Here is a 25,395-nt window from a genome sequence, read left to right as displayed (position 1 = left end):
CCCGCAAAGCGGGGCGCGCAGGCTGCCGGGCGCCGGGATTGTTAAGGGGCGGGCGTCCGCCCCTTGACGCGACCGCCCGCTCCGGCGGCCTGAAACTCCCCCACGCCTGGCGGGCGAAACCCGCTCAGTGTCAGCCCGCTGCACAGCGAAACCACCCCGCCCGTTCGCGCAGCGAACAAAAAAGGCCCGGTGGGCCGCTACCCGCCGCTCCCCACCATCATATTCGCCACCAGATAACTGCGCCCCTGCGCATCCTCTTCGGTGTAGACCCCCTGCAACTCTGGCGAGAAGCCCGGCAGCAGATTCAGCCCCTCTTCCAGCGCCAGGAAGTAACGCTGTACTGCCCCGCCCCACGCTTCGCCTGGCACCACGCACAGCACCCCCGGCGGATAAGGCAGCGCACCTTCCGCCGCGATCCGGCCTTCCGCCTCGGCTATCGGCACCAGCTCCACCTCGCCGCGGATATAAGCCTGATGCGCATCCTGCGGATTTACCCTGACCGGCGGAAACTCCGCGGCACGGAACATCCTGCGCTGCAACCCCTTCACATCGTGACTGACATAGAGATCGTGCATCTCCTGACAGAGCCGACGCAGGGTATAGCCCGCGTAACGCTCAGCGTTCTTGCGGTAAATCGTCGGCAGCACTTCCGCCAGCGGCGCATCCTCTTTTACATGCTGCTCAAACTGCACCAGCATCGCCACCAGGTTCGCCATCTTCTCCGGGCTCTCCGCCGGGGTCAGCAGAAACAGAATCGAGTTGAGATCGCACTTCTCCGGCACGATGCCATTCTCACGCAGATAGTTCGCCAGGATGGTCGCCGGAATACCAAAATCAGCATACTCGCCGCTGGCCGCGTCAATCCCCGGCGTAGTCAGCAGCAGCTTGCAGGGATCGACCCGATACTGATCCCGCGCATAACCGGCGAAACCGTGCCACTTCGCCTGCGGTTCAAAGCTGAAGTAACGCAGATCGCGGGCGATCGCCTCGGTGGGTGCATCCTGCCAGCGCTGACCCTCTACCGTCTCCGGCACAAACGGCAGGATCATTTCGCAGCGTTCCAGGATCGCTTTACGCGCATCAATGCCCAGCATGACGCACTCATCCCACATGCGACGCCCCGCTTCTCCCTGATGCATCCTGGCGTTTATATCCAGCGCGGCAAACAGCGGATAGAACGGGCTGGTTGAGGCGTGCAGCATAAAGGCGTTATTCAGACGCTTGTGCGGGCAGAAGCGGCGCTGTCCGCGAATGTGATTATCTTTTTTGTGGATCTGCGAGGTCTGGGAAAAGCCCGCCAGCTGCTTATGCACCGACTGAGTGACAAAAATGCCGGGATCGTTTTCGTTCAGGGTCAGCGTCAGTGGTGAACAGCCCTCCATCAGCGGAATAAACTGCTCATAGCCGAGCCAGGCGGAATCAAACAGGATGTAGTCACACAGATGCCCGATGCGATCCACTACCTGACGCGCGTTGTAGACCGTGCCATCGTAAGTGCCCAGCTGAATGATCGCCAGACGGAAAGGCCGCGCTTCTGTCGCGCGCTGCGGAGCCACTGCGGCGATCTGCTCACGCAGATAGGCTTCATCAAAGCAGTGCGCGTCAATACCGCCAATAAAGCCAAAAGGATTACGCGCCGCTTCAAGATAAACCGGCGTCGCCCCCGCCTGAATCAGCGCGCCATGATGGTTAGACTTATGGTTGTTGCGATCGAACAGCACCAGATCGCCACGGGTCAGCAGCGCATTGGTCACCACTTTGTTCGCGCTTGAGGTGCCGTTAAGCACAAAGTAGGTTTTGTCGGCGTTGAACACCTTCGCCGCATACTTCTGCGCATCTTTGGCCGAACCTTCGTGGATCAGCAGATCGCCCAGCTTGACGTCGGCATTACACATGTCAGAGCGGAAGACATTCTCGCCATAAAAGTCGTAAAACTGCTTGCCCGCCGGATGCTTTTTAAAGAACGCGCCGCCCTGATGCCCCGGACAGGCAAAGGTGCTGTTCTGCATATCGACATAGCGGGAGAGCGTCTCAAAAAAGGGTGGCAGCAGCGCCGCTTCATACGCCTGTGCAGCCGCTTCCAGCGCCAGCCACTGCTGCGGTTCGCCGTTCAGCTCACCGCTGACGCCGGGCAGATGCATCACCTCTTCTTCAAAAGCATTGGCGACAAAAACCGGCAGATTAAAGCCGGTATGTCGCAGCAGCGCCAGTACGCCGCTGCGTGTATCCGCCAGCGAGACGACGACCGCCGCCACATCGGTAAAGTCGGTGTTATCCAGTGTCACCACATCACGCGCGGTGTTAAGGGTCAGGCTGGGGGCTACCGCAGCGCTGGCAGCAATTTTCAGTGGAGTCATAGCAGAATCCCTAACGTCAGGGAGGAAGTGCCAGCGGCACAATTATGGGGACATCGCCCCGGCGAATGTGTCAGCGGTAAGAGGGCATACGCAGCTGGTGAAGAGCCATAAAGCAGTCGCTTTACGGCTTCCGCAGCCGGTGCCCGGCTGGCCTCACCGCATGGTGAATAACAGAGATGTCAGCAAAGAGGCTGACCCGGTGTACGCCGGAAAAAGCGAACGGTAATCCGGGCTGATGCGCGGTGAACCGGACATGGCGACATCCTCTGTGATCGATAAGCAGGGTCAAAAAAGTGGCGGTCATCATGTCATCTTTTTTTGCTGTGAACAACCCGACAGCGGCAATTATTCAGTCACCCATTAAAAACACAATCTATTGATTTTTATAATTAAATTACTTATTACACTTTCAACTCCGACTAATTATCTGAATTATATGCGGATTTATGCAGTCATTAATCCACTGATGCAGGCGTGCTTCCGCACGCTTCGCCGCCTGACGGTCCCCGTTACCGCAGGCCACCGTCATTGCCCTACCGCATTGCCTCAACCAGGCGTAAACTGGTTCTTTTCTTTCCTACTCTGCCGGAGGCAGCATGTTCAAGGCACTGGTCATTGAAAATGACGAACAAGGTTACCGTTCCCTGCTGAAAGATCTTCCCGAATCTCAACTCCCCGATCACGATGTCACGCTTGACGTCAGCTACTCCTCTCTCAACTACAAAGATGCTCTGGCGATCTGCAATAAAGGTCCGATTGTGCGTCAGTTCCCGATGGTGCCGGGTATCGATTTTGTGGGCCGGGTCACCGCCAGCCGCCATCCCGACTGGCGGCAGGATGATGTGGCGCTGCTGACCGGCTGGGGCGTGGGTGAAAAACAGTGGGGTGGCCTGGCACAAAAAGCCAGCGTCAGCGGTGACTGGCTGGTGCGCGTGCCCGCCTCACTGAGCCCGCTGCAAACCATGGCAATCGGCACCGCCGGGCTGACCGCCATGCTCTGCGTGATGGCGCTGGAAAAACAGGGCGTAACGCCGGAACGCGGTCCGGTGCTGGTGACCGGCGCCAGCGGTGGCGTTGGCAGCTATAGCGTCAGCCTGCTGGCCCGCCTCGGCTATCAGGTGATCGCCGCCAGCGGACGTGCCAGCGATAGCGCCTACCTGATCGATACCCTTGGCGCGGCTTCAGTGATGGATCGTGAAGAGTTGTCACAGCCCGGCAAGCCACTGGCGAAAGAGCGCTGGGCGGCCGCGGTGGACACGGTCGGCAGCCACACGCTGGCCAATGTGCTGGCCGCCACCCAGCGCGACGGCGCGGTGGCCGCCTGCGGTATGGCGCAGGGGCTCGATCTGCCCAGCAGCGTCGCGCCTTTTATTTTACGCGGCGTGACGCTGGCCGGGGTCGACAGCGTGATGTGCCCGCTACCGCTGCGTCAGCAGGCCTGGCAGCGGCTCGGTGAGCTGCTGGATAGCGAACTGCTGAGTCAGCTCAGCCGGGTTATCCCGTTAAGCGAAGCCAGAGAAGGCGCGCAGGATCTGCTGGATGGCCGGGTACAGGGTCGCCTGATTGTCGACTGCCGCTGACATTTAGCTTTCCTCAGGCGCGCGTCGGCGCGCCTTTACTGCCCGCCCCGCTTCAGCCGCTTAATCAGCCCTTCCAGCGCAAACTGCGTGCCCTGCTCCATCACCGATTTTGGCTCGCCACTGAAGCGGTGGCACTCTGCCTCATCCCGTCCATCCGGCAGCACCCAGCCAAACCAGATGGTACCGGCCGGCGTGCCATCTTCGCCGCCATCGGGTCCGGCATAGCCGGTGATCGACAAGCCCACAGGCTCGCCGGATCGGGCGCAGGCTCCCCGCACCATCTCGCGCGCCGTCTGCTCACTCACCGCCGTATGCTGTTTCAGCGTGTCGGGATGCACCCCCAGCAGGCGGGTTTTGGCATTTTCACTGTAGGTCACGAAGCCGCTGGTATAGAAGTTGCCGCTGTTGGCCACCGCAGCCAGCGTCATGCTGATCAAGCCGGCGGTACAGGACTCAGCCGTCACCATATGCAGCCCGGAGGAGAGTAAAATATCACCCAGTTGTTCAGCAGTCTGATCTAACGATTTTGTCATTATGGTCTCCTTATTCGCCTTCCCGGAACTCCAGGTATAGCGCAAAATCGTCAGTTAAAACTGCGCAACACAATGTTTTTAAAGCGAAACGGCCTGAGAAAACAGCCGAAAACCCACGCTAACTTGTTCACTGGCCTGACCGTGGCATAACGTATGGCGGCCGACCGCCGTTTCAGCCGTTGCGGTTGCATCCTTTTCTGAAAACGTGGTCACATGGGCGCGCCGCAGCGGATTAATTGTTAGTATTCGCTCACTTGCCACAGAGCATAAAAACAACGCTGCCAGAGCAGTGAAAAAAGCAGCCTGCCAGCGCAGTACCTCAGGCTGTAAGAGAATAAAGAATCATCATCAATGACATTTGCATTGATAGAGAACGCCACAGCGCACAGGTTGTTAACCGGAAATCGTGTTTATTTATCAGAAAATGAAAGGAAAAGAGTTATGGCGCAAAAACCTGTGGTCGTTATTCACTACTGTATGCAATGCAACTGGCTGATGCGGTCAGCGTGGATGGCACAGGAACTCCTGCACACCTTTGCTGAGGATCTGGCGGCGGTAACGCTTAAACCAGGCACCGGCGGGATTTTTGAGATTACGCTGGATGAGCATCTGCTGTGGGAACGCAAGCGGGATGGCGGATTCCCTGACGCAACCACGCTGAAGCAGCGGGTGCGCGACATCTGTTTCCCGGACCGTACCCTGGGGCACATTGATAAGCACAAGCCGGAGATAAGCTAAGACGGCTGGCTGGCGCGTCGCCGTTAACTGCGGCTGATTTTTTCTGCCGCCTCATGCAGCGCAGTGATCAGCGTCTGTAGCGAGGCATCGGAAATATCCTCCTGCGCCAGCCGCCCGTTCAGCGCCATCTTCAGCCGGTGGATCGCCTGCTCTACGGCAGGAATGTTGCGGTTGTTCACCAGAACGGCCAGTGAGGAGAGACGGCTAATCAGGCTGGCAACCGCGGCGCGGTTGTCCGCCAGCAGCGTTTCGCCCGCGGGCGTCAGCCGATAGGCTTTGCGTGTGGCCTGCGCATCCAGCACCTCAATCGCCTCCATCTCCTCCAGCAGCGTCAGATTCGGGTAGATAATCCCCGGACTGGGCGAATACTCCCCTTTCGACAACTCCTCAACCGATTTGATTAACTCATAACCGTGAGCCGCGTTCTGCGCCAGAAAATGGAGCATCAGCAGACGGATCTCACTCGCCTCCAGCATCTTTTCACGTCGTTTACGCCGTCCGCTGCAATTGCCGGAGGGTGCGTCAGATGAGGAAGCGGTTAAGTGCGGTTTCATGGCCTGGCCTGCGGGGGAAAAGGAGATTGATGGTAGTCCGCCGCCTGATAAAACTCAACTCAGGCGGCTGAGGCTTACTTCTGATGCCAGTAGGCGACCGCCCGGATGAAGTCGCTGTCGAGACCGCGCTGCACGGTAAAGTAGTCGCAGATCGCTTTCACAAACGCCCCTTCCCCGGTCAGCCAGATAAAGTAATCTTCGGCCGGGATGGCGAGCTGATCCAGCCGGGCAATCAGCGCGCTGAGCTGTGCGCTCTGCATCTGACCGCTGCCGAGCCAGTTGAGCGTCACACCCGTGGTGTCGGGCAGGTAGTCACGGCCGGTGGCCTCATCGGTATAGGCATAGAGATGCAGCGCCTGCGCCCTGGCGTCACGCTGACGCCGTGCAAAAGCGGGCAGGCCGGTTTCATCACAGAGGTAGAGCTGGAAAGCGTAGTCAGCAGGCACCACCAGCGAGCCGCGTGGTCCGCCAATAACCAGTCGATCGCCAGCCTGCGCCTGAGCTGCCCACTCACTGGCGACGCCCTGCTGATGAATATAGAAATCGAGGGTCAGTGACGATTCACCATCAAACGCCAGCGGCGTGTAGTCACGCGCCTGCGGACGCAGACCGTCGGGCCAGACAATTCCCGCGTCGGTGATCTGCGGCAGGCTCAGCGCTTCACCTGCGGCGGCCGGGAAGAAGACTTTGATGTGATCATCAAAACCGGGCGAATCAAAACCGGCCAGATCGCTGCCGCTGAAGCGGATGCGCCAGAAGTGACCGGCAACAAGGGTTTTACTCACGACCTGGATATGGCGAAAACGCAGTTCATTACGGACGCGCTGAGGAGCGCGATGGGCGGCTGAATTTGGCAAAAGATCTCTCCTGAAGCGGGATGGATGCCCGTCAATCGAGGGCATAGTAGCAATGATGGAATCACAATCATTCTCATCTGAGGCACCCACATTAGCTATGATATATCTTCAGCACAATGACTAAAAATGCGATCGAAGATATATTTTACGCCGTTAACGCAGCGCAGCCTGAGGGCAAAGCAGGGTTTAAAGTGCGAAGGTAATCGCAGGTTCAGCGGCAGCGGAAAGAGAGGGAGTCAGATCGGGTGGCGACTGCCCGGCTCGGGAAGAGCCGGACAGGATGCCGCACCGCTGAGGCGATCAGACGGGCAGCAGATGACCGGTTACAGCGTGTCGTTGAAGCCGGTCGCGGTGGTGCTCTGTTCCGGCAGCTCACCATCACCCAGAATCTCATGCTGGGAGGTCTGAGAGTGCGGATGCAGTCCGGCAGGCGGTGAAAAGGGTTCAGCCTGCTGAGCCGTTGCCAGCACAGGCAATGCCAGAAGCAGTGAGAAGATTAAGCGTCGCATAGTGTTTTCGTTTTGATTGGGTCGTTCTGGCCGGAAATGGCCAGAAAAAGCAGATGAAAATTCCAGTCCTGGCAGCTAAGCGCGATGATTCGGGCGTAGCCGGACTTCGGTGGAGGATTTTACGCCTGGCTGGCGGGTTAGTTTATAAAATCGTGCGGTTTGTCACAGTTTATCGCACAAAAGATGCATGGACCGGACAACGCGCGCTGCGCCCTGCCCTGATCTCCCTTACGCCTGCATCACCGGAATCGAAAACACTCCACTTAACCAGTCAGGTTTGCACTGGGCGAAATCGAGCCGCAGCAGATCCTTCCCGGCCCGGCGCGACACGCCAAGCGCGGGCAGATGCTGATAGTAGATGTCGGCGATAACCCGGGTCAGCTGTTCCGGCGAGCCGCTCCAGCGGATCACCGCGTAGAGACCCGGCGTGGCATACCAGCGGCTGGCAGGGTTCCCCAGCAGATCGGCATGCTGCGGCTCCAGCGCCTGCAACAGGCTGATATTCTGCTGATCGGCGGAGCTGTGGCCGGGGCCATACTCGAAGCCCAGCCAGCCCTGAGTCGCCCGGCCGCCCGCCAGCGCCACCAGCTGCCGCGCCTGCCCGGCCACCCGCTGCTCACGATCGGCGATGTACTCACCAAAGCGGCACTCCCACTCCAGCGTCTCACCACAGAGTTGCAGTTCCTCTTTACGCTCCACCAGCGTGGCGCGCTCCAGCGGCGAGCGCAGCGGAATCCGGCTGTGGAAGTGTTTTACCGGCAGATAGGGCACACGGCGGAACGCGCCTGGCGTCAGCGAAAAGTGGCCTTTGAACACCCGGGTAAAGTTCTGCTGATTATCAAAACCAAAACGCACCGCGATGTCGATCAGCGTCATGCGCGTCAGACGCAGCGCCATCGCCGCCATCGTCAGACGCCGTTTGCGGGTATAGGCGGCCAGCGTCTGTCCGGTCATCTCTTTGAACATGCGCTGCATGTGCCATTTGGAATAGCCCGATTTCAGGCTGATCTGATCGACGTTAAGATCGTCGGTAAGATGGGCTTCTATCCACTCGATGAGGTCGTGAATGTGCTGTTTTTTAAGGGTCTGACTGAGCATGATGACGATTAACAACGCGACAAGAGACGGCGATTTTTATCACAAAAGAGTAACGAAAATCGCAAAATGGTATCGGGGAAGCGCAAGCATAACACGCTGATAACGGGCGGCTTGACATTAATTGCTTAGGTAACTAATTAAAAAAGGCTGACCGGAGTCAGCCTTTCTGGCACCTGCGGTGATCAGTGGCTGCGCATCCCGGCCGCTGTCATCATCATGCGAAACAGCGAAGCCACGACGCCCAGCGCCAGCACGCTGGCGGCATAGATGAACACCAGCCACATCACGCGCTTCCACCAGGGAGCTTTGGGCTCGGTATGGTTTTTCATGCTGCTGAGTTCACTTTTCATATCAGTGGTATCCTGCGTCTGCTTTGATTTTTCCACGGAACACGTAGTAGCTCCAGAAGGTGTAGCCCAGGATCATCGGAATGATCAGCAGGCTGCCAACCAGCATAAAGGCCTGACTCTGCGGCGGCGAAGCGGCGGCCCAGATGGTCACGGACGGTGGAATGATGTTTGGCCAGATACTGATACCCAGCCCGGAGAAGCCGAGGAAGATCAGCGCCAGCGTCAGCAGGAACGGTGAATAGTGCGCCTCACGCTTGATGGCACGCATCAGGCCCCACGAGCAGAGCAGCACCAGCACCGGAACCGGCAGGAACCAGAACAGGTTGGGCCTGGTGAACCAGCGCTGAGCAATATCCGCATGGGCAAACGGTGTCCACAGGCTGATGATGCCAATAATCACCAGCAACGCAATCAGCAGCGGAGTCGCCAGTGCCGACATCTTGCGGTGCAGCTCATTTTCGGTCTTCATGATAAGCCAGGTGCAGCCCAGCAGCGCATAGGCCACTACCAGACCGACGCCGCAGAACAGCGGGAACGGTGCCAGCCAGTCCATCGCCGAGCCAGCGAAATGGCGTCCTTCGACCGGAATGCCATCCAGCAACGCGCCAACCGCCACACCCTGACTGAAGGTGGCGAGCACGGAGCCAGCGATAAACGACTTGTCCCAGAATGCCCGATGCCCTTCCACCGCCTTGAAGCGGAACTCAAAGGCGACGCCGCGGAAAATCAGGCCAATCAGCATGGCGGTCAGCGGAATCGAGAGCGCGTCGGCGATCACCGCATAGGCAAGCGGGAACGCGCCAAACAAGCCCGCACCGCCCAGCACCAGCCAGGTTTCATTGCCATCCCAGACCGGCGCGACGGTGTTCACCATCATGTCACGCTCACCGGCATCTTTATTGAACGGGAACAGCAGGCCGATCCCCAGGTCGAAACCATCCATCACGATGTACATCAGGGTGGCGAAAACGATAATCGCAAACCAGATAACGGAATAATCGATCATTTTAGTGGTCTCCGTCCTTAAAGGTGGCAGCGGAAAGCGGACGCGCCGGGGTTTTCTTCTGACCCGGACCACCCTGCTCGGTGATATGGCCTTCGCCGGTAACCGGTCCCTGCTTAATCAGGCGCATCATATAGTGATAGCCCACCCCGAACACCGAGCTGTAGACCACAATAAAGGCCAGCAGGCTGATGCTCATGTGCATATCACCGTGTGCGGAAACCGCGTCAATGGTGCGCTGAACGCCATAGACTACCCACGGCTGACGACCGATTTCGGTGGTGAACCAGCCCGCCAGAATCGCAATCAGACCTGATGGCCCCATCAGCAGCGCAAACCACAGGAACGGACGCGACTCATAGAGACGCCCTTTAAAGCGCAGCCAGAGACTCACCACGCCCAGGGTGATCATCAGCAGCCCCAGCGCCACCATCACGCGGAATGACCAGAAGATCACCGTGGAGTTTGGCCGGTCCTCTTTCGGGAACGACTTCAGCGCCGGAACCTGCTTATCCAGGCTGTGGGTCAGGATCAGGCTGCCGAGGTAAGGCACTTCCAGCGCATATTTGGTGCGCTCCTGCTCCATATCGGGGATGCCAAACAGGATCAATGGCGTGGCTTCGCCCGGCGGGTTTTCCCAGTGTCCCTCAATCGCCGCGATTTTAGCGGGCTGATGCTCCAGGGTGTTAAGACCGTGCGCATCGCCAATCATCGCCTGAATCGGCGCGACAATCAGCGCCATCCACAACGCCATGGAGAACATCTTACGGATAGCCGGGTTGTTGTTGCCCTTCAGCAGATGCCACGCGGCCGACGAACCGACAAAGAAGGCGCTCGCCAGGAAAGCGGCCACCGACATATGGAACAGCCGATAAGGGAAGGACGGGTTAAAGACAATTTTGAACCAGTCCTGCGGCACCACAATGCCGTTTTCGATGATGTAGCCCTGCGGCGTATGCATCCAGCTGTTGGAGGCGAGGATCCAGAAGGTGGAGATCAGGGTGCCGAGCGCGACCATACAGGTGGCAAAGAAGTGCAGGCCAGGACCGACGCGATTCCAGCCAAACAGCATCACGCCGAGGAAGCCCGCTTCCAGGAAGAAGGCGGTCAACACCTCATAGGTCAGCAGCGGACCGGTGATGCTACCGGCGAACGCCGAGAAGCCGCTCCAGTTGGTGCCGAACTGATAGGCCATCACCAATCCTGATACCACTCCCATGCCGAAGTTGACGGCAAAGATTTTCGACCAGAAGTGGTAGAGATCGCGATAGGTCTGATCGCGGGTTTTGAGCCACATCCCTTCGAGCACCGCCAGAAAGCTGGCGAGACCGATGGTGATGGCGGGAAAAATAATATGGAAGGAGACAGTAAATGCGAACTGAATCCTGGCCAGATGAAAGGCATCTAATCCGAACATTGCTTACCTCGTTGCCACACGGAACACTGTATATTTACTTATAATTAACAACTTAAACCTGACACGCCTATTTTGCTGCGCTGGATGAAAATCCCCGGCGCAAATTTAAAACGCTTTGCGGCGGGGAAAAAGAAACAGTGGGGTTACCGAAAACTATAACAGTATTTTTTGATTTTGGTCATTGTTTTTGGCGTGAATTTCTTATTTAAAAACAGGCGATAAAAGTTAATTACAGCGCAGTTATGTGGCAATAATGTTACGTAATTCCCGTCGTAAAAATGGGCTACCGCTAAGAGAAATCTGACCCAAAAAAGGTTTTCAACCCGCTGTTTTTAGTCAGGATTTTTGTATGTAACCGTTTTATATAACGGCAATTCTTATAATTGCACAAATTAAATGACCTTGTTTTTTAATGGGTTATCTTAGTTAATAGGCGAGCCCGCCGCTTTGTTTACCTTTTTTGCTTTAGCCGGAGTAATAGGCGCGTTATTTCAGGCGAAAAAAGCCGGAACGGCAGATTTAAGCGCAACGATATATGTTAAAGAAATGAGTCAGAAAGGAACCGGTGATTAACAGTGATGCCGCAGCGACGGGCAATTCGCTGCCAGCCGCGCGTAAATCGGGTTTAATAATCAGCAGGGCGGCTCAGAAAATCGCCGCAGGTTATTCAGGCTGCCGTTCCGCTATGCGCTTTCAGCGAAGCGCAGGGGCCGCTTTTGGGGCAGCTGCCAACGCGCGTAACCCCTCCGGCTGTCGCCTTACTCTGAAGACGCCTGCTGGCGTTGCGCCAGAATCCGGTTCAGATTGAGTTCCAGCCAGTCCGCCAGGCTGACCACCTGCTCACCCACCTCCTCTCCCAGCGGCGTTAAGCGATACTCCACGTGAGGCGGTACTACGTCATAGGCGATGCGCTGCACAAAGCCATCCTCCTCCAGATAGCGCAGGTTCTGCGCCAGCATCCGCTCGCTGATGCCGCCTACCGCCCGACGCAGTGCACTGAATCGCAGCGTCTCTCCCCGTAAGGCCAGCAGGATGAGTACACTCCAGCGGCTGGTTACCCGTTTCAGCACCTCACGAGAGGGACAGTTCACGTTGAGTAATTCACCACGGCTAAATTTTTCACTCAATTTTTCAGACATTTAATCCTTCCGCCTCAAACTAACAAATCTGTAAGTACTTACTAAAGATTAGCTTATGCCCTAGTCTGCAATACACCAACAGCCAGATAATCGGAGCAAAAAATGATTGCAGTCACAGGTGCCACCGGCCAGCTGGGCCGTTTCGTAATTGATGCTTTACTTAAAAAAGTTCCGGCGGGTGAGATCGTTGCCGCCGTGCGTACGCCCGCCAAAGCGGCCGATCTGGCGGCGCTCGGCGTCGTGGTCCGCCACGCCGACTACGCGCAGCCCGATACGCTCAAAGCCGCTTTTACCGGCGTCGATAAGCTGCTGCTGATCTCCGGCAGTGAGGTCGGCCAGCGTGAAGCGCAGCATAAAGCGGTGATCGACGCGGCGCGGGCCGCGGGCGTCGGTTTTATCGCTTACACCAGCCTGCTGCATGCGGATACCTCCCCGCTGGGCTTAGGCGTGGAACATCGCGCCACTGAAGCGCTGCTCAGCGCCTCTGGCATTCCGTTCGCCCTGCTGCGCAACGGCTGGTACAGCGAGAACTACGCGGCCAGCATCCCGCCCGCCTTAGCGCATCACGCTTTTATTGGCGCGGCAGGCGAAGGCCGTATCGCCTCGGCTGCACGTCAGGACTACGCGGAAGCCGCTGCCGCCGTGCTGACCCGGGACGATCAGGCGGGCAAAGTGTATGAACTGGCTGGCGACGAAAGTTACACGCTGGCAGAGTTTACCGCTGAAATTGCGGCGCAGACTGGTCTGAAAGTGCAATACGTGAATCTGTCACAGGGCGACTTTGCCGCTGCGCTGAAAAATGCAGGTCTGCCGGAGGGTCTGGCAGAGATGCTGGCCGACTCCGACGCCGGGGCAGAGAAAGGGGGTCTGTTTGACGACTCACGTCAGCTGAGCAAGCTGATTGGTCGCCCCACTACCGCCTGGCAGGCGGTGATTCGTGCGGCACTGGCGAACCGGTAAAAGGCCACGCGGAGCGGGCAAGCGCTGCCCGCTTCGGATAACCTCTCTTCTCAGCGGTTTCTGCGTTGCGTATGCCATCTTCTGCACCTTTTTTCGCCGCCGCTTATCTTTCAAAATGTAAACAAACCGCAGTTTTCTTCAGCTAAAATTTTTTTATTCCGGTTGCTAAGAGATTCATCCGAAATGCATTTTTTGTGAACACCGGCATATTTGGTTGAATTGTCTGGATATTATTCAAAAACGCCGATTAATAGACAATTTTTATTACGTTCATAGATAATCTGCATTGTTGTTCCGCAGGATGAGCGGTCTATAATTTGTCCTTTGTGCAACCAAGACCCGCTCAGGAGGCCGCTATTAATACTTATCGCCAGCAACAAAATGCACTTGAAGAGGTTCGTGCCGGGGCGGAAGTTGAGTATCAATACGATCCCCATGAACTGAAACTGGAGCGCATGCAGGATTCTGAACCGGAGCCGGAGCTGATTGAAGGTCTGCCCGCCCCGGATGCGCTCACGCCTGCCGATCGCTATCTGGAACTGTTCGAACATGTCCAGATGTCAGGAATTTTCGAGGATAGCAAAACCTTTCCCGACTGTTCGCCTAAGTACGATCCGCTGGATGTGCTGATGCGCTATCGTCGTCAGAAACGCAGCAGTGACTTCGACCTGTCGCGTTTTGTCGCCGATCACTTCTATCTGCCTGGCGTAAATGAAAGTTTTTATGTCTCCAATCCCGATAAAACGCTCAATGAGCATATCGACGATCTCTGGCCGGTACTGACTAAAATGCCACAGCAGCACATGCCGCACTCGTCGCTGCTGCCGCTGCCCAAACCCTATGTGGTACCGGGCGGACGTTTTGGCGAGACCTACTACTGGGACTCCTACTTCACCATGCTCGGTCTGGCCGAGTCGGGCCGTGACGATCTGCTGCGTCATATGGCAGATAACTTTGCCTGGCTGATCGATAACTATGGTCATGTGCCAAACGGCAACCGCACCTACTATCTCAGCCGTTCGCAGCCGCCGGTATTCGCGCTGATGGTCGAGCTTTTCGAAGAGGATGGCGTACGCGGGGCTAAGCGCTACCAGGAACAGCTGATGAAGGAGTATCAGTTCTGGATGGACGGTGCGGGCTCACTGATGCCGAACCAGGCCTATCGTCACGTGGTGCGGATGCCTAACGGTTCGCTGCTTAACCGTTACTGGGATGACCGTGATACGCCGCGTGATGAGTCCTGGCTGGAGGATGTGGAAACGGCCCGTCAGTCAAAACGACCGGCGAGCGAAGTCTATCGCGATCTGCGCGCCGGGGCGGAGTCGGGCTGGGATTACTCCTCGCGCTGGCTGCGTAACCCGAAACGGCTGTCGAGTATCCGTACCACGCAGTTTATCCCGATCGACCTTAATGCGTTTCTGTACAAGCTGGAGCTGATGATCGCCACGCTCTCCCATGCCAAAGGCGAAGAGCTGACCGCGCTGGCGTGGCAGAAAAAAGCGGAAGCGCGTAAACGCGCCATCACCCGCTATCTGTGGGACAGCACCGCTGGGGTGTTCCGCGACTACGACTGGCGTCGTGCGCGCTTTGGTGCCTTTACCGTCGCGGCGGTGGTTCCGCTGTTTGTTGGTCTGGCGACGCCACACCAGGCGCACCTGCAAGCTGTCGCGCTGCGTCACCTGCTGCTGAGCAATGGCGGCCTGCTGACCTCGATGGTGGAAAGCGGCGAGCAGTGGGACCGACCCAACGGCTGGGCACCCATGCAGTGGATGGCGATTGTTGGCCTGAATAACTATGGCGAAGAGACGCTGGCGAGTGAGGTGGCGGTCAACTGGCTGAATACGGTTAATAACTTCTATCAGCTGCACCACAAGCTGGTGGAAAAATATGACATCAGCGGTGAACGCGCCCGACCGGGTGGTGGCGGTGAGTATCCGTTGCAGGATGGCTTTGGCTGGACCAACGGCGTCACCCGTAAACTGATGACCATGTATGGCCATTTAATGGCTGACTGAGTCGTCAGCGAGTTAATAATGAACGCAAAAAAGCCGGATTGTTCCGGCTTTTTTTCATCAGGCAGTTCAGGCTACTTCTTCGCTTCTGTGCCCGGCTGCGCCGAGCGTTGCAGAAACTGCTGCGTCACTTCAGGCAGATGCTGCAACAGCCATTCCGCCATCGCCACTTCCTGATCGCGAATTTCACTCAGGATACGTACGCCCTGAGTATCACCCACCTGCTCAGCCGCCGCAATCAGGCTGGTATAGCTGGCGATCTCAGCATTTTCGAACACGTAGCCGCTGATAGCGCCCTTCACCACCTCATCAGAGTTGAACATACCGCCCACCGCCTGGCCGGTTGCCGCCATTTTACCCATCACATCTTTCATTACCGAGTGATCGATACCGTGGCTGTCGAGCAGTTGCTCCAGCAGGGTCAGCTGATGTTTGGTCTCGTCCAGATGCTGCGCCAGTCGCTGCTCTAACGCCGGATAGTGCTCCAGACGGCCCGACATTTTGCTCAGCATGCTTTCAGCCTGCTTCTCCATGGCATGCGCATCGCGCAGCCAGTCATGATAATTCTCAATCGCGGTCATTTTGCTGCTCCTTAAGAGACGGTAATAGCTTCTGCTACCGAAGTGAGTTTCTCGTCCGTTTGCTTCTCTTCATTCAGGGTCTGCTCAAGCAGCTCAGCCGCTTTGGTGTAACCCAGTTTCAGCGCCAGTGCATGCAGGGTGCCATAGGTCGCAATTTCATAGTGCTCCACTTTTTGCGCCGCACCGATCAGCCCCTGATCGCGGACTTCACCCTTCTCAACCGAATCGATAATCTCCTGGGCTTCTTCCACCAGACCTTCCAGTGCATGGCACTTCATTCGTTTGATTTTTACTTCCGGTGTGACTTCCACTAATTCATCAAGTCGTTCGATCTGCGCACGGGTCTCTTCAAGATGCTGGTTAAACGCAGCAACCAGATTTTCGTCACTGGCAGCGCGTGCCATTTTTGGCAATGCGCGGGTTATCTGTTTCTCAGCGCTGTATACATCTGACAAGTCATGGATGAACAGATCGTTTAACGTTTTCACTGTCATAAGATAGCCTCATTGATTGAAAAGCTGCGTCAGTAATAACGCAACGCCAGTTGTAACGTTGACACCTAAAAATTCTAGTGGAGATTTTTTATATCGCACGCCGCATCGGTACGAATTTAAGACAAAAGTGGCATGCAAAATGCATTTTTCTTTTTATAGCAACACGTTAGCGGGGAATATTTTTTAACGATACCGCTTCGTCAACGCACGGGAATTTGTACAATCTGACAAATCATTGTATAAATTTTGCCAGGTATTCTGCCGAAAAAAAACGACGGCAGATTAAATCTGTACAAACTTTTATTAAATGGTACAGATAAAATGTGCAGGTAATAAAAAAGCCGGAAGGGATAACCCTTCCGGCTTTATTAACGGCGTTTATTAAACTCTATAATTTAGCACCGACATAGTTCCGTCGGTAATTATCCTTCAGGAGAATTAAAAGCGTTGATAAACAACCCGTTTAACGAATGAAATCCGTCATTATCGCTGGTCTGAAGCCGCTCAGCTCCGGCGACTCACCTTACCTCCCTTGCGACCCGCTTCAATAGCACGTTCCGGGTCATTCCTGAAGTTTCCCCCACTTTTCTGGCCGCCTTTGCGCCCTGCTTCAGCAGCACGCTCTTTGTCGGCCGCAAAGTTCCCTGCTCCACCGCGATATTGAGTCATTCTGTGTTCCTCTTTAAATTTAAAATTAGAATTTGCACAGTCAACGCTTCATCAGGCCGATTCAGCAACGTAAATGTAGCAATAAAATCGTACCGATCAAGCCACAAAATAAAAACCCGTCACGACTCTGGCTAATTAAAGGCGTTACCTACTCTGACGCTGGTAACACACTTCAGCCAATCTCACTTCCGGCTTTAAAAAGAGCGATTCCGGCAAGAACGCTTTATCCCGCGCGCTGCCGGGCTCTATTAATCGATCATTTTCAAAAAAAGTCCAACTGAAAAAACCCTAAGCGAAGCGGGACTAACTCAAATTCATCAATAACAGGTGGTTAAGCTGATCAACAAACGATCAATTTCCCCAAGCGAAGCGAGAAATATTTTAAAACCATTCCGTTATCGTTATCAAAATAAGCGAAGCGGTGTTTTCACGATTTAATCAGGATAAAACCGGTGTAATTGATCAATAAATGATCTATTTAACCATTTTCAATAGAAATTCATTTCAGAACAGGTTTCTGGCACCTGAACAGACGGTAAAAAATAAACGAAACGGAAGAGCAGACATTCAGCGGCTTAACGCTGCATTTTCGGAATAGTACTAAAAAGCGTTTTTTGCGGTGGGAAACGTTCCTTTCGGCGCTGACACAGCGCCTGATTTAGCCCCCGAAGGAGAGTGGCGTCACCGGGGAACCAAGATAAGGAGTCAGACATGTGGCCAGGCAGAGCGCTGGATAAAGTCTGGTCAGAGCGGATCGGGCAGCGCAGCGTCAAAAACGACGCCACGCTTACCGTTTTTCTTAATGCGGTACATCGCCTCATCCGCGCGAGCCAGCGCGGTATCAAAATCATCATCGTGCCGCGCGTATGCCACCCCCACAGAGGCACCGATCACCGCATGCCCATTCGCCATATCAAACGGGGTCAATACCGCATCCAGACAGGCATGGGCGAGCTTTTTAACCTGCGGATGCGTCAGAGCAAACGGCATTAACAGGACAAATTCATCACCGCCGAGACGCCCAATGATCACCTCAGGGGGAGAGAGCTGGATAAAGCGCTGACTCAGCTGGATCAGCACTTCATCGCCGCTGCGATGGCCCAGGGTATCGTTTACGTGTTTGAAATTATCCAGATCGATAAAAGCGACACAGAGCGGCCCCTGCGCCTGTAGCTCACGAAAGTAGTTTTGCAGAGCGTGCCGGTTGTTGAGCAGCGTCAGCGGATCGTGCAGCGCCAGCAAAGCAAGCTGCTCTTCATACTGTTTCTCTTTAGTCATATCAATGTGCGTGCCAATGACTTTGAGCGGCTTCCCCTCTGCGTCCCGTTCACTGACCCGCCCGCGATCCAGCACCCAGGTGATGCTGCCATTTTTCGCAATCATGCGGTGCAGGGCTTCATAGTAAGGCGCTTTACCGGCGATATGATCGTTGAAGGCCTGTAAAACCTCGGCGGCATCATCGGGATGCAGACTCTCTTTCCAGGATTCAAAGTTGGCATCGGTCTCTTTTGGCTGAAAGCCCAGCATCGCGCCCCAGCGCCGGTTGAAGATCACCAGTTTGCCGCTGGGAATGTCGAGCTGCCACAGGAAAAGGCCGGTGCCATCCAGCGCAGCATTGAGTTTATTGCGGGCGTCATGGGCTATACGCTTGAGTCGCGCATTATGCTTTTTGAGGTTTTGTATCTGTTGACGCAGCGCTTCTTCTGACATGACCGTAAGACAGGCTGAAAAAAGGTTATTGTGCCTGTCAGAGCAATTCTGTAAATAGAGGCGTCTAAAACACGATTAGTCGCGGTCAATTGCAGGCTCGACAGGATTTCAGGCGGCGCGGGTCTGGCATTACAGCACAGAGGCGAACCGGCGGTGGGTTTCGTCGTGAAATTTGTTTGTCAGACAAAATGGATGAGCTGACGGACTTCTCCGCAGAGCAGAGAGTAAGCTGCGTCATCTCCGATTATCGCGCCTGCTGTTCACCCTCAGTGTCAGCAGGATGTTTTTTTACCCACGCCCAGCACAACAGATAACTCACCAGGCTCGCCAGCGCGCCAATAATGATGGCGAAAACGCCCCACGGCTGGCCGATGATTTGCCATATCACGCCCCCAAGCGTACCGGCCAGAATCGAGATAAAACCCGCCTGCCGTGGTGGCGAATGCGCCAGCAGACCAAACAGATAGGCAGCAAAGGGGCCGGTTGCCCGGATGGTGAAGGCAAACACCAGCAGCTCAATAATCTGCTGGCTTAGCAGCGCGACGACGATCCCCACCGCCCCTACCACCAGCACCACAATCCGGCTGTTGCGCAGCTCGCCGCCCGCCTCGCTGGCGGCAGGATTGATGTAGCCGTAATAAATATCCTTCACGCTGATGCTGGCCGCGCCCAGCAGATCGCCCGACCCGCTGGAGAGGGTGGCGAACAGCACCGCGGAGAGCACCAGCCCGGCAAAGAGCGGCGGCAGCTGGCCGGTGGCGAGGGTGGCCAGCGCCTCATTCGCGGGAATACCGGGATAAAGCACAAACGCCAGCAGCCCGAACGTGGCCGGAACAAAAGCGTACAGCACCATGACTATGCCGCACAGCAGCGCCCCTTTGATGGCGACTTTTTCGTTGCGGGCGGAGTAGAAACGCTGCACCGCCTCCTGCCCGGTACAGAAGGTCATAAAGTACATCACGATCAGACCGGTAATGGTTCCCCATCCCAGCCGGGTTGCTGACAGTTTCTCTGGCGGAAGATGCTGTGACAGCAGCGTGAATCCCGCCGGATGGTGCCACAGGATATAAACGATACCGAGCGCGAAGCCAAAGACGATAATAAAGAACTGAATAAAGTCGGTCATCGTCAGGCTCCACATGCCACCGACCCAGGTATAAAACACCAGCAGCGCCCCGGAAAGCACGATCGCCAGGGTAAAGTTGATATGCAGCAATACGCTGACGATAGTGGCGCAGGCGGTCATTTGCGCGGCAGAAAGCGCAATCAGGGAAATCACGGATAAGGTGCTGGTGACAATATGGCTCGGCCTGCCATAAATCTTACCGATAATTTCCGGCACGGTGGTCGCCATCGAGCGGCGCATTGAGGGGGCAATAAAGGCCACCAGAAAAATACCGATGCCGGTGGCGATAACATACCAGGCCGCTGACAGGCCCCATTCGCCATAGGCTTTCGCCGTGACCCCAATCGAACTCCCGCCGCCGATTTCCGTTGCCGCCAGCGTGCCGGCCAGCATCAGGGTTCCCAGTCGTCGCCCCGCCAGATGGTAGTCATCCGCATTGCCGATGCGGGTTCTGGCATAGAGTGCGACGCCGAGCATCACAGCAATATAGGCAAAAATCGTCGCGGTAATAATAACGTTAGCGCTCATGGCTCTCTCCGGTGATCTCTTTCTGCAACGCTATGCAACTTGCGTGCTGCGCCTTATCTCCTCCACTGGCGGACCGGCAGAATTGCGGGGACGATCACCTTCTGCGCGCTGCCACGGCTGGGTGGCGCTTTCCCGGCAGGTTGCGGGATAAATCCTCATCACATCTGGCCTGAGAGAGAATTCTCACTCTGCGGTGCGCGTTCTCTCATATTGAGAGCGCTGCCCGGCGGCGTGCGCGGTAGAGGATGGGGCTGGCGCGGCGCGTTTGCCGCCCCGGCTGGCACGATTAATGCTGGGCTCGGGTCAGATCAAACCTGAGGCAACGATTATGGAGCAGATTAACTGGCAGCAACTATCCCGGCAGCTTGCCGACTGGCGCGCAGCGATACATCGCTACCCGGAGCTCTCCCACCAGGAGAGAGTGACCACCGACTATATTATCCGGCAGCTCTCCCCGTTCGGGGCGCTGGAGATCAGCTGTCCGGCAGCAACCGGCGTGGTGGTCAGGCTCAGAGGCGCGCATCCGGGGCGGACTCTGGCCTTTCGCGCCGATATTGACGCGCTGCCGGTGGAGGAGAAAACCGGCCTCGCCTGCGCCTCCACCCGGCCCGGTTTAATGCACGCCTGTGGTCACGATATGCATACGGCGATGCTGATGGGCGCCGCCAGCGTGCTGGCGCAGCAGCAGGCATCCATTCATGGAGAGATCCTGTTTATTTTTCAGCGCGGTGAGGAGATGTCCCCTGGCGGGGCGAAGGAGCTGGTGGCGTCCGGGGTGCTGGCGGGCGCAGAGATGTTTTTTGCGCTGCACGTTCTGCCCTCGCTGCCGTGCGGCACCCTGGCGCTGAAGCGCGGCATTGCCACCGCTAACCGCGATACCTTTAACATCTCTATTCAGGGACGGGGCGGCCACAGCGCCATGCCGCATCTGACCCTCGATCCGCTGATAGCGGCGACGCAGGCGGTGCAGGCGCTACAGTCGATTGTGGCCCGAGAGATTGATCCGCGTGAGTCCGCGGTTATCTCAGTATGCAGCCTGATCTGCGGCGACGGCACCACGGCGGCGATTCCCAATGAGGCCCGTCTGTGCGGCACCACCCGCACTTTCACCCCAGAGGTAAGAGCGCAGATTAAAGCGGCGATAGCGCGAATCGTTCAGGGTGTGGCACAGGCACACCGCTGTCAGGCCAGGGTGATTTTTGACGAATGGGACTACTCGGCGATCATCAATGACGACAGGCTGTGCGACATTGCCAGCGCGGCGGCCCGCAGCCTCGGCGCGTTTTACGCCCAGTCAGCGCCCGCCTTTGTCGGTGAGGATTTTTCAGAATATCAGGCGATCGCCCCGGTCTGTTTCGCCTGGCTGGGCGTTGCCAATGGCGAGGGAGAGCAGCCCGCCCTGCACAACTCCTTTTTTAATCCCTGCGAAGATGCCCTGCTGCACGGCACCCGCTACTATCTGGCGCTGGCCAGAAAGCTGGTGATGTCGTGACAGAAGGCTCCCGCTCCGCATAGCTTGCTCTGAGAGGGTCAGGCGGGCTTTCCGCCATTTTCTTCAGGCAAAAAAAGGGACAGCCTGCGCTGTCCCCTGGGTGATACCGGCTTAATCAGCGCCGCGCATCCGGGTGGAAGGTCTCCGCCGGACGCATCGCCAGGCTTTCATAGTTGGCCCATTTCTGGTGAGCCACATCCTGGGCAATCGCCATCAGCCGCTCCGCCTCCTGCGGATTCTGCTGCATCAGCGCCATAAAGCGGGTTTCATGGCGGCGATACTCATACAGCGGCAGCGTCGGCCGCAGGTTATCCAGCGTGAACGGATTGCTGCCATTCTCACGCAGTACCGGGTTGTAGCGCACCAGCGGCCAGTGCCCTGAGGCCACCGCGCGATGCTGCTGCTCCAGACCCAGCGTCATATCGATGCCGTGGGCGATACAGTGGCTGTAGGCGACAATCAGCGACGGTCCCGGATAGGCTTCCGCCTCTCGCATCGCCTGAAGCGCCTGCTGAGGATTCGCGCCGAAGGCGACGCGCGCCACGTAGACATTGCCATAGGAGATGGCCTGCAACACGATGTCTTTCTTCGCCATGGTTTTACCGCCAGCGGCAAAGCGTGCCACCGCCCCCAGCGGCGTCGATTTCGACATCTGCCCGCCGGTGTTGGAGTAGACCTCGGTATCCATCACCAGAATATTGATGTCGCGGCCGGACGCGAGCGCGTGATCCAGCCCGGAGGAGCCGATGTCGTAGGCCCAGCCATCCCCCCCGACGATCCACACCGAGCGACGAATCAGATGGTCGAGCATACTGAGCAGGTTCTGCACCGGTTCGGAGAGATCGCCGGCCAGTGTCGCCCGGACCTGCTCCAGCCGCTGACGCTGGCGCTGGATCTCCGACTCAACCTGCTGCGGAGCGTTGATGATCTCCTCCACCAGCGCCTCACCCAGCCGCGGCGAGAGCGCCCGCAGGGCCTGCGCCGCCTGATGACGATGGTGGTCGGCAGTCAGACGGAACCCCAGGCCAAACTCGGCGTTATCTTCAAACAGCGAGTTTGACCACGCCGGCCCTTTTCCGTCCGGGTTCTGTGACCAGGGGGTGGTCGGCAGGTTTCCGCCGTAGATGGATGAGCAGCCGGTGGCGTTTGCCACCATCATCCGGTCGCCGAACAGCTGCGTCAGGGTTTTCAGATAGGGCGTTTCGCCGCAGCCGGTGCAGGCACCGGAAAACTCAAACAGCGGCTCCAGATATTGCACGCCGCGTACCGTGGAGAAGTCGATAGTCTCGCGAGCCGGCCACGGCAGCGTCTGGAACCATGCCAGCGCCGTTTTCTCCGCTTCCAGCACCGGCAGCTTATCGACCATATTAATGGCGCGAATCTCAGCGCCCGCCTCATCTCTGGCGCGCACCGGACAGGCGTTAACGCACAGATTACAGCCGGTGCAGTCCTGCGGATAAACCTGGAGCGTGTAGCGGGTATCCGGGAAGCCTCTGGCGCTGATCGGCGCGCTTTTAAAACTCTGCGGCGCGCCACTGAGCCGATCCTGATGATAAAATTTGGCGCGGATGGCGGCATGCGGGCAGACGAATGAGCAGTTGCCGCACTGAATGCAGAGATCCTCCCGCCACTGCGGAATGGTCAGGGCAATATCCCGTTTCTCCCACTGGCTGGTGGCGGTGGGCCAGGTGCCGTCCGCCGGGATCATCGAGACCGGGATACGATCCCCGCGATCCTGTAGCATCTCCGCGGTTACTTCGCGCACGAAGCGCGGCGCTTCGGCAGCGATCTGCCAGCCGGTATCCGCGCTGATACTCACCCGTGACGGCACGCTGACCCGATGCAGATTAGCAAGCGTGGCGTCCACCGCGGCGAAGTTCTTATCGACCACCGCCTGGCCTTTACGCAGATAGCTCTTCTCAATGCTTTTCTTAATCAGAGCAATGGCCCGCTCTTTTTCCATGATTTTCGAGAGTGCAAAGAAGCAGGTCTGCATAATGGTGTTGATGCGCGATCCCATGCCATTTTCGCGCGCCACCTCAGCGGCGTTGATCACATACAGCTCTATCTGTTTCTCACGTAGCTGCTGCTGGACGCTGGCGGGCAGATGCTCCAGCACCTCGTCAGCTCCCCAGGGACTGTTCAGCAGGAAGGTGGCACCTGGGGCGGCATAGGTCAGCAGATCGAGATTTTCGATGAAGTTGAACTGGTGGCAGCCAATAAAGTTTGCCGAGCTGATCAGATAAGGCGAGTCGATCGGGGTCGGGCCAAAACGCAGATGGGAGGTGGTACGCGAACCCGACTTTTTCGAGTCATAGACAAAATAGCCCTGGGCGTGGTACTCCGGCAGCTCGCCGATAATTTTGATGCTGTTCTTGTTCGCCCCCACGGTGCCGTCGGCTCCGAGGCCAAAGAACAGCGCCCGCACCTGATGGTCCGGCTCTATATTCCAGCTTTCATCCCAGTCGAGGCTGAGGTGGGTGACATCATCGTGAATGCCGATGGTGAAAAAACGCCGTGCGTCGGGCCGCTGCTGCTGTTCAAAAACGGCTCTGGCCATCGCCGGGGTAAACTCTTTCGACGACAGGCCGTAGCGCCCGCCGCTCAGCACCGGCAGCTGCGCCAGCTTACCCTGTTGCAGGGCGGAGACCAGCGCGCTCAGCGTGTCGTGATAGAGCGGCTCGCCATTGGCACCCGGCTCTTTGGTACGATCCAGCACCGTGACATATTTCACGCTGGCGGGCAGCGCCGCGATCAGCGCGTCGGCGGGGAAAGGACGGTAGAGATGGATGGTGATAACCCCGTACTGGCCGCCCTGCTGGTTGAGCCAATCCAGGGTCTGACGCAGAGTGGAGGCCGCAGACCCCATCACCACAATGACGTGAGTGGCCTGCTCTGCGCCATAATATTCCACCAGGTGGTAGCGTCGACCGGTCAGCCGGGCGAAGCGATCCATCGCGTTCTCAACGATGGCGGGCACCTGGTCATAGTAGGCGTTGACGCTTTCGCGCCCCTGAAAGTAGGTATCGGGGTTCTGCGCGGTCCCGCGCATCACCGGATGGTCCGGGTTCAGCGCCCGACTGCGGTGGGCGCGCACCAGCCGGTCATCAATCATGCTGCGGATCTGATCATCCGTCAGGCGCGAGATCTTGTTAACCTCGTGCGAGGTACGAAAGCCGTCGAGAAAATGGATGAACGGGATGCGTGCTTCCAGGGTCGCGGCATGGGCAATCATCGCCATATCCTGCGCCTGCTGAACGGAAGCCGCGCTGAGTATCGCAAAGCCGGTGGTACGCGCCGCCATCACATCCTGGTGATCCCCGAAGATAGAGAGCCCCTGGGCGGCCAGCGCCCTGGCGGCGACGTGGAACACGGCGGAGGTCAGCTCCCCGGCGATTTTATACATGTTAGGCAGCATCAGCATCAGCCCCTGAGAGGCGGTAAAAGTGGTGCTGAGCGCGCCAGCCTGCAAAGCGCCGTGCACGGTGCCGGCGGCACCGCCCTCATGCTGCATCTCCATCACCGTCGGCACATTGCCCCAGATGTTGGGGATCTGCTTCGCCGACCATTCATCAGCCAGCTCGGCCATATTTGAGGAGGGGGTGATCGGATAGATGGCGCAGATCTCACTGACCTTATAGGCGACCCAGGCGGCCGCTTCGCTGCCGTCAATCATCACCATCGGGTT

21 protein-coding genes are annotated in these 25,395 nt (G+C 57.2%); 5 read left to right on the top strand and 16 right to left on the bottom strand.

Going from position 1 to position 25,395, the window contains the following annotated elements; all coding sequences use genetic code 11:
- Positions 1 to 197: 197 nt before the first annotated feature.
- Entirely contained in the window at positions 198 to 2,357 is a 2,160-nt protein-coding gene (locus ACCW71_RS14650) for an ornithine decarboxylase (protein WP_436372511.1), read from the bottom strand.
- A gap of 596 nt (positions 2,358 to 2,953) precedes the next feature.
- Here ACCW71_RS14650 and acuI point away from each other — a divergent pair.
- On the top strand, positions 2,954 to 3,937 hold the full coding sequence (gene acuI / locus ACCW71_RS14645; protein WP_436372509.1) for an acrylyl-CoA reductase (NADPH): 984 nt from the start codon (positions 2,954 to 2,956) through the stop codon (positions 3,935 to 3,937).
- 35 nt (positions 3,938 to 3,972) lie between these two features.
- Here acuI and ACCW71_RS14640 read toward each other — a convergent pair whose 3' ends face one another.
- The gene (locus ACCW71_RS14640) at positions 3,973 to 4,470 is read right to left on the bottom strand and encodes a CinA family protein (protein WP_436372506.1); all 498 of its coding nucleotides are present in this window, start codon (positions 4,468 to 4,470) and stop codon (positions 3,973 to 3,975) included.
- Positions 4,471 to 4,911: 441 nt separating this feature from the next.
- Between ACCW71_RS14640 and ACCW71_RS14635 the strand changes: the two genes are divergently transcribed.
- A complete protein-coding gene (locus ACCW71_RS14635; RefSeq protein ID WP_436372504.1) occupies positions 4,912 to 5,208 on the top strand; it encodes a SelT/SelW/SelH family protein in 297 nt (98 codons plus the stop codon).
- A 23-nt stretch (positions 5,209 to 5,231) separates the two neighbouring features.
- Here the strand turns inward: ACCW71_RS14635 and ACCW71_RS14630 are convergent, their stop codons facing one another.
- The 8 genes from ACCW71_RS14630 to ACCW71_RS14595 form a co-directional block, all read right to left on the bottom strand.
- Entirely contained in the window at positions 5,232 to 5,762 is a 531-nt protein-coding gene (locus ACCW71_RS14630) for a PadR family transcriptional regulator (RefSeq protein ID WP_436372502.1), read from the bottom strand.
- 74 nt (positions 5,763 to 5,836) lie between these two features.
- Positions 5,837 to 6,619 carry a siderophore-interacting protein gene (locus tag ACCW71_RS14625; protein ID WP_436372500.1) on the bottom strand — a complete coding sequence of 261 codons (783 nt, stop codon included), beginning with the start codon at positions 6,617 to 6,619 and terminating at the stop codon, positions 5,837 to 5,839.
- A gap of 323 nt (positions 6,620 to 6,942) precedes the next feature.
- Positions 6,943 to 7,128: a hypothetical protein gene (locus ACCW71_RS14620; protein ID WP_436372499.1), complete on the bottom strand. Its 186-nt coding sequence runs from the start codon at positions 7,126 to 7,128 to the stop codon at positions 6,943 to 6,945.
- 228 nt (positions 7,129 to 7,356) lie between these two features.
- The gene (locus tag ACCW71_RS14615; RefSeq protein ID WP_436372497.1) at positions 7,357 to 8,226 is read right to left on the bottom strand and encodes a helix-turn-helix domain-containing protein; all 870 of its coding nucleotides are present in this window, start codon (positions 8,224 to 8,226) and stop codon (positions 7,357 to 7,359) included.
- Positions 8,227 to 8,408: 182 nt separating this feature from the next.
- Positions 8,409 to 8,576 (bottom strand): DUF2474 domain-containing protein, encoded by a 168-nt coding sequence (locus ACCW71_RS14610; protein ID WP_436372495.1) that lies wholly within the window; start codon positions 8,574 to 8,576, stop codon positions 8,409 to 8,411.
- A gap of 1 nt (position 8,577) precedes the next feature.
- A complete protein-coding gene (gene cydB, locus ACCW71_RS14605; protein ID WP_436372493.1) occupies positions 8,578 to 9,582 on the bottom strand; it encodes a cytochrome d ubiquinol oxidase subunit II in 1,005 nt (334 codons plus the stop codon).
- Position 9,583: 1 nt separating this feature from the next.
- Positions 9,584 to 10,996 (bottom strand): cytochrome ubiquinol oxidase subunit I, encoded by a 1,413-nt coding sequence (locus ACCW71_RS14600; protein ID WP_436372491.1) that lies wholly within the window; start codon positions 10,994 to 10,996, stop codon positions 9,584 to 9,586.
- Between the two features lie 758 nt (positions 10,997 to 11,754).
- Positions 11,755 to 12,135 carry a winged helix-turn-helix transcriptional regulator gene (locus ACCW71_RS14595; protein ID WP_436372489.1) on the bottom strand — a complete coding sequence of 127 codons (381 nt, stop codon included), beginning with the start codon at positions 12,133 to 12,135 and terminating at the stop codon, positions 11,755 to 11,757.
- 102 nt (positions 12,136 to 12,237) lie between these two features.
- Between ACCW71_RS14595 and ACCW71_RS14590 the strand changes: the two genes are divergently transcribed.
- Both ACCW71_RS14590 and treF read left to right on the top strand, forming a co-directional pair.
- Complete coding sequence (locus tag ACCW71_RS14590) at positions 12,238 to 13,095, top strand: SDR family oxidoreductase (protein WP_436372487.1); 858 nt, start codon at positions 12,238 to 12,240, stop codon at positions 13,093 to 13,095.
- A gap of 356 nt (positions 13,096 to 13,451) precedes the next feature.
- Complete coding sequence (treF, locus tag ACCW71_RS14585) at positions 13,452 to 15,110, top strand: alpha,alpha-trehalase TreF (RefSeq protein ID WP_436372526.1); 1,659 nt, start codon at positions 13,452 to 13,454, stop codon at positions 15,108 to 15,110.
- 71 nt (positions 15,111 to 15,181) lie between these two features.
- On the opposite strand, the gene ACCW71_RS14580 is transcribed toward treF, so the two are convergent.
- The 5 genes from ACCW71_RS14580 to ACCW71_RS14560 form a co-directional block, all read right to left on the bottom strand.
- Positions 15,182 to 15,688 carry a ferritin-like domain-containing protein gene (locus ACCW71_RS14580; RefSeq protein WP_436372486.1) on the bottom strand — a complete coding sequence of 169 codons (507 nt, stop codon included), beginning with the start codon at positions 15,686 to 15,688 and terminating at the stop codon, positions 15,182 to 15,184.
- An 11-nt stretch (positions 15,689 to 15,699) separates the two neighbouring features.
- On the bottom strand, positions 15,700 to 16,182 hold the full coding sequence (locus ACCW71_RS14575; protein WP_436372484.1) for a ferritin-like domain-containing protein: 483 nt from the start codon (positions 16,180 to 16,182) through the stop codon (positions 15,700 to 15,702).
- Positions 16,183 to 16,686: 504 nt separating this feature from the next.
- The gene (locus ACCW71_RS14570) at positions 16,687 to 16,851 is read right to left on the bottom strand and encodes a general stress protein (protein WP_436372482.1); all 165 of its coding nucleotides are present in this window, start codon (positions 16,849 to 16,851) and stop codon (positions 16,687 to 16,689) included.
- A gap of 744 nt (positions 16,852 to 17,595) precedes the next feature.
- Positions 17,596 to 18,561, bottom strand: coding sequence for a diguanylate cyclase domain-containing protein (locus ACCW71_RS14565; RefSeq protein WP_436372480.1), 966 nt, complete (start codon positions 18,559 to 18,561; stop codon positions 17,596 to 17,598).
- Between the two features lie 244 nt (positions 18,562 to 18,805).
- Positions 18,806 to 20,215, bottom strand: coding sequence for a sodium:solute symporter family protein (locus ACCW71_RS14560; protein WP_436372479.1), 1,410 nt, complete (start codon positions 20,213 to 20,215; stop codon positions 18,806 to 18,808).
- A gap of 328 nt (positions 20,216 to 20,543) precedes the next feature.
- On the opposite strand from ACCW71_RS14560, the gene ACCW71_RS14555 reads away from it, so the two are divergent.
- Positions 20,544 to 21,707 (top strand): M20 metallopeptidase family protein, encoded by a 1,164-nt coding sequence (locus tag ACCW71_RS14555; protein WP_436372477.1) that lies wholly within the window; start codon positions 20,544 to 20,546, stop codon positions 21,705 to 21,707.
- A gap of 115 nt (positions 21,708 to 21,822) precedes the next feature.
- Here ACCW71_RS14555 and nifJ read toward each other — a convergent pair whose 3' ends face one another.
- Positions 21,823 to 25,389, bottom strand: coding sequence for a pyruvate:ferredoxin (flavodoxin) oxidoreductase (gene nifJ, locus ACCW71_RS14550; RefSeq protein ID WP_436372524.1), 3,567 nt, complete (start codon positions 25,387 to 25,389; stop codon positions 21,823 to 21,825).
- Positions 25,390 to 25,395 lie beyond the last annotated feature (6 nt).

This window comes from Pantoea sp. C2G6, assembly GCF_051336815.1.
Classification (GTDB): Bacteria; Pseudomonadota; Gammaproteobacteria; order Enterobacterales; family Enterobacteriaceae; genus Pantoea.
Note: the sequence above shows the minus strand (reverse complement) of the source record. Positions and strands in the feature narration are given on the sequence as shown.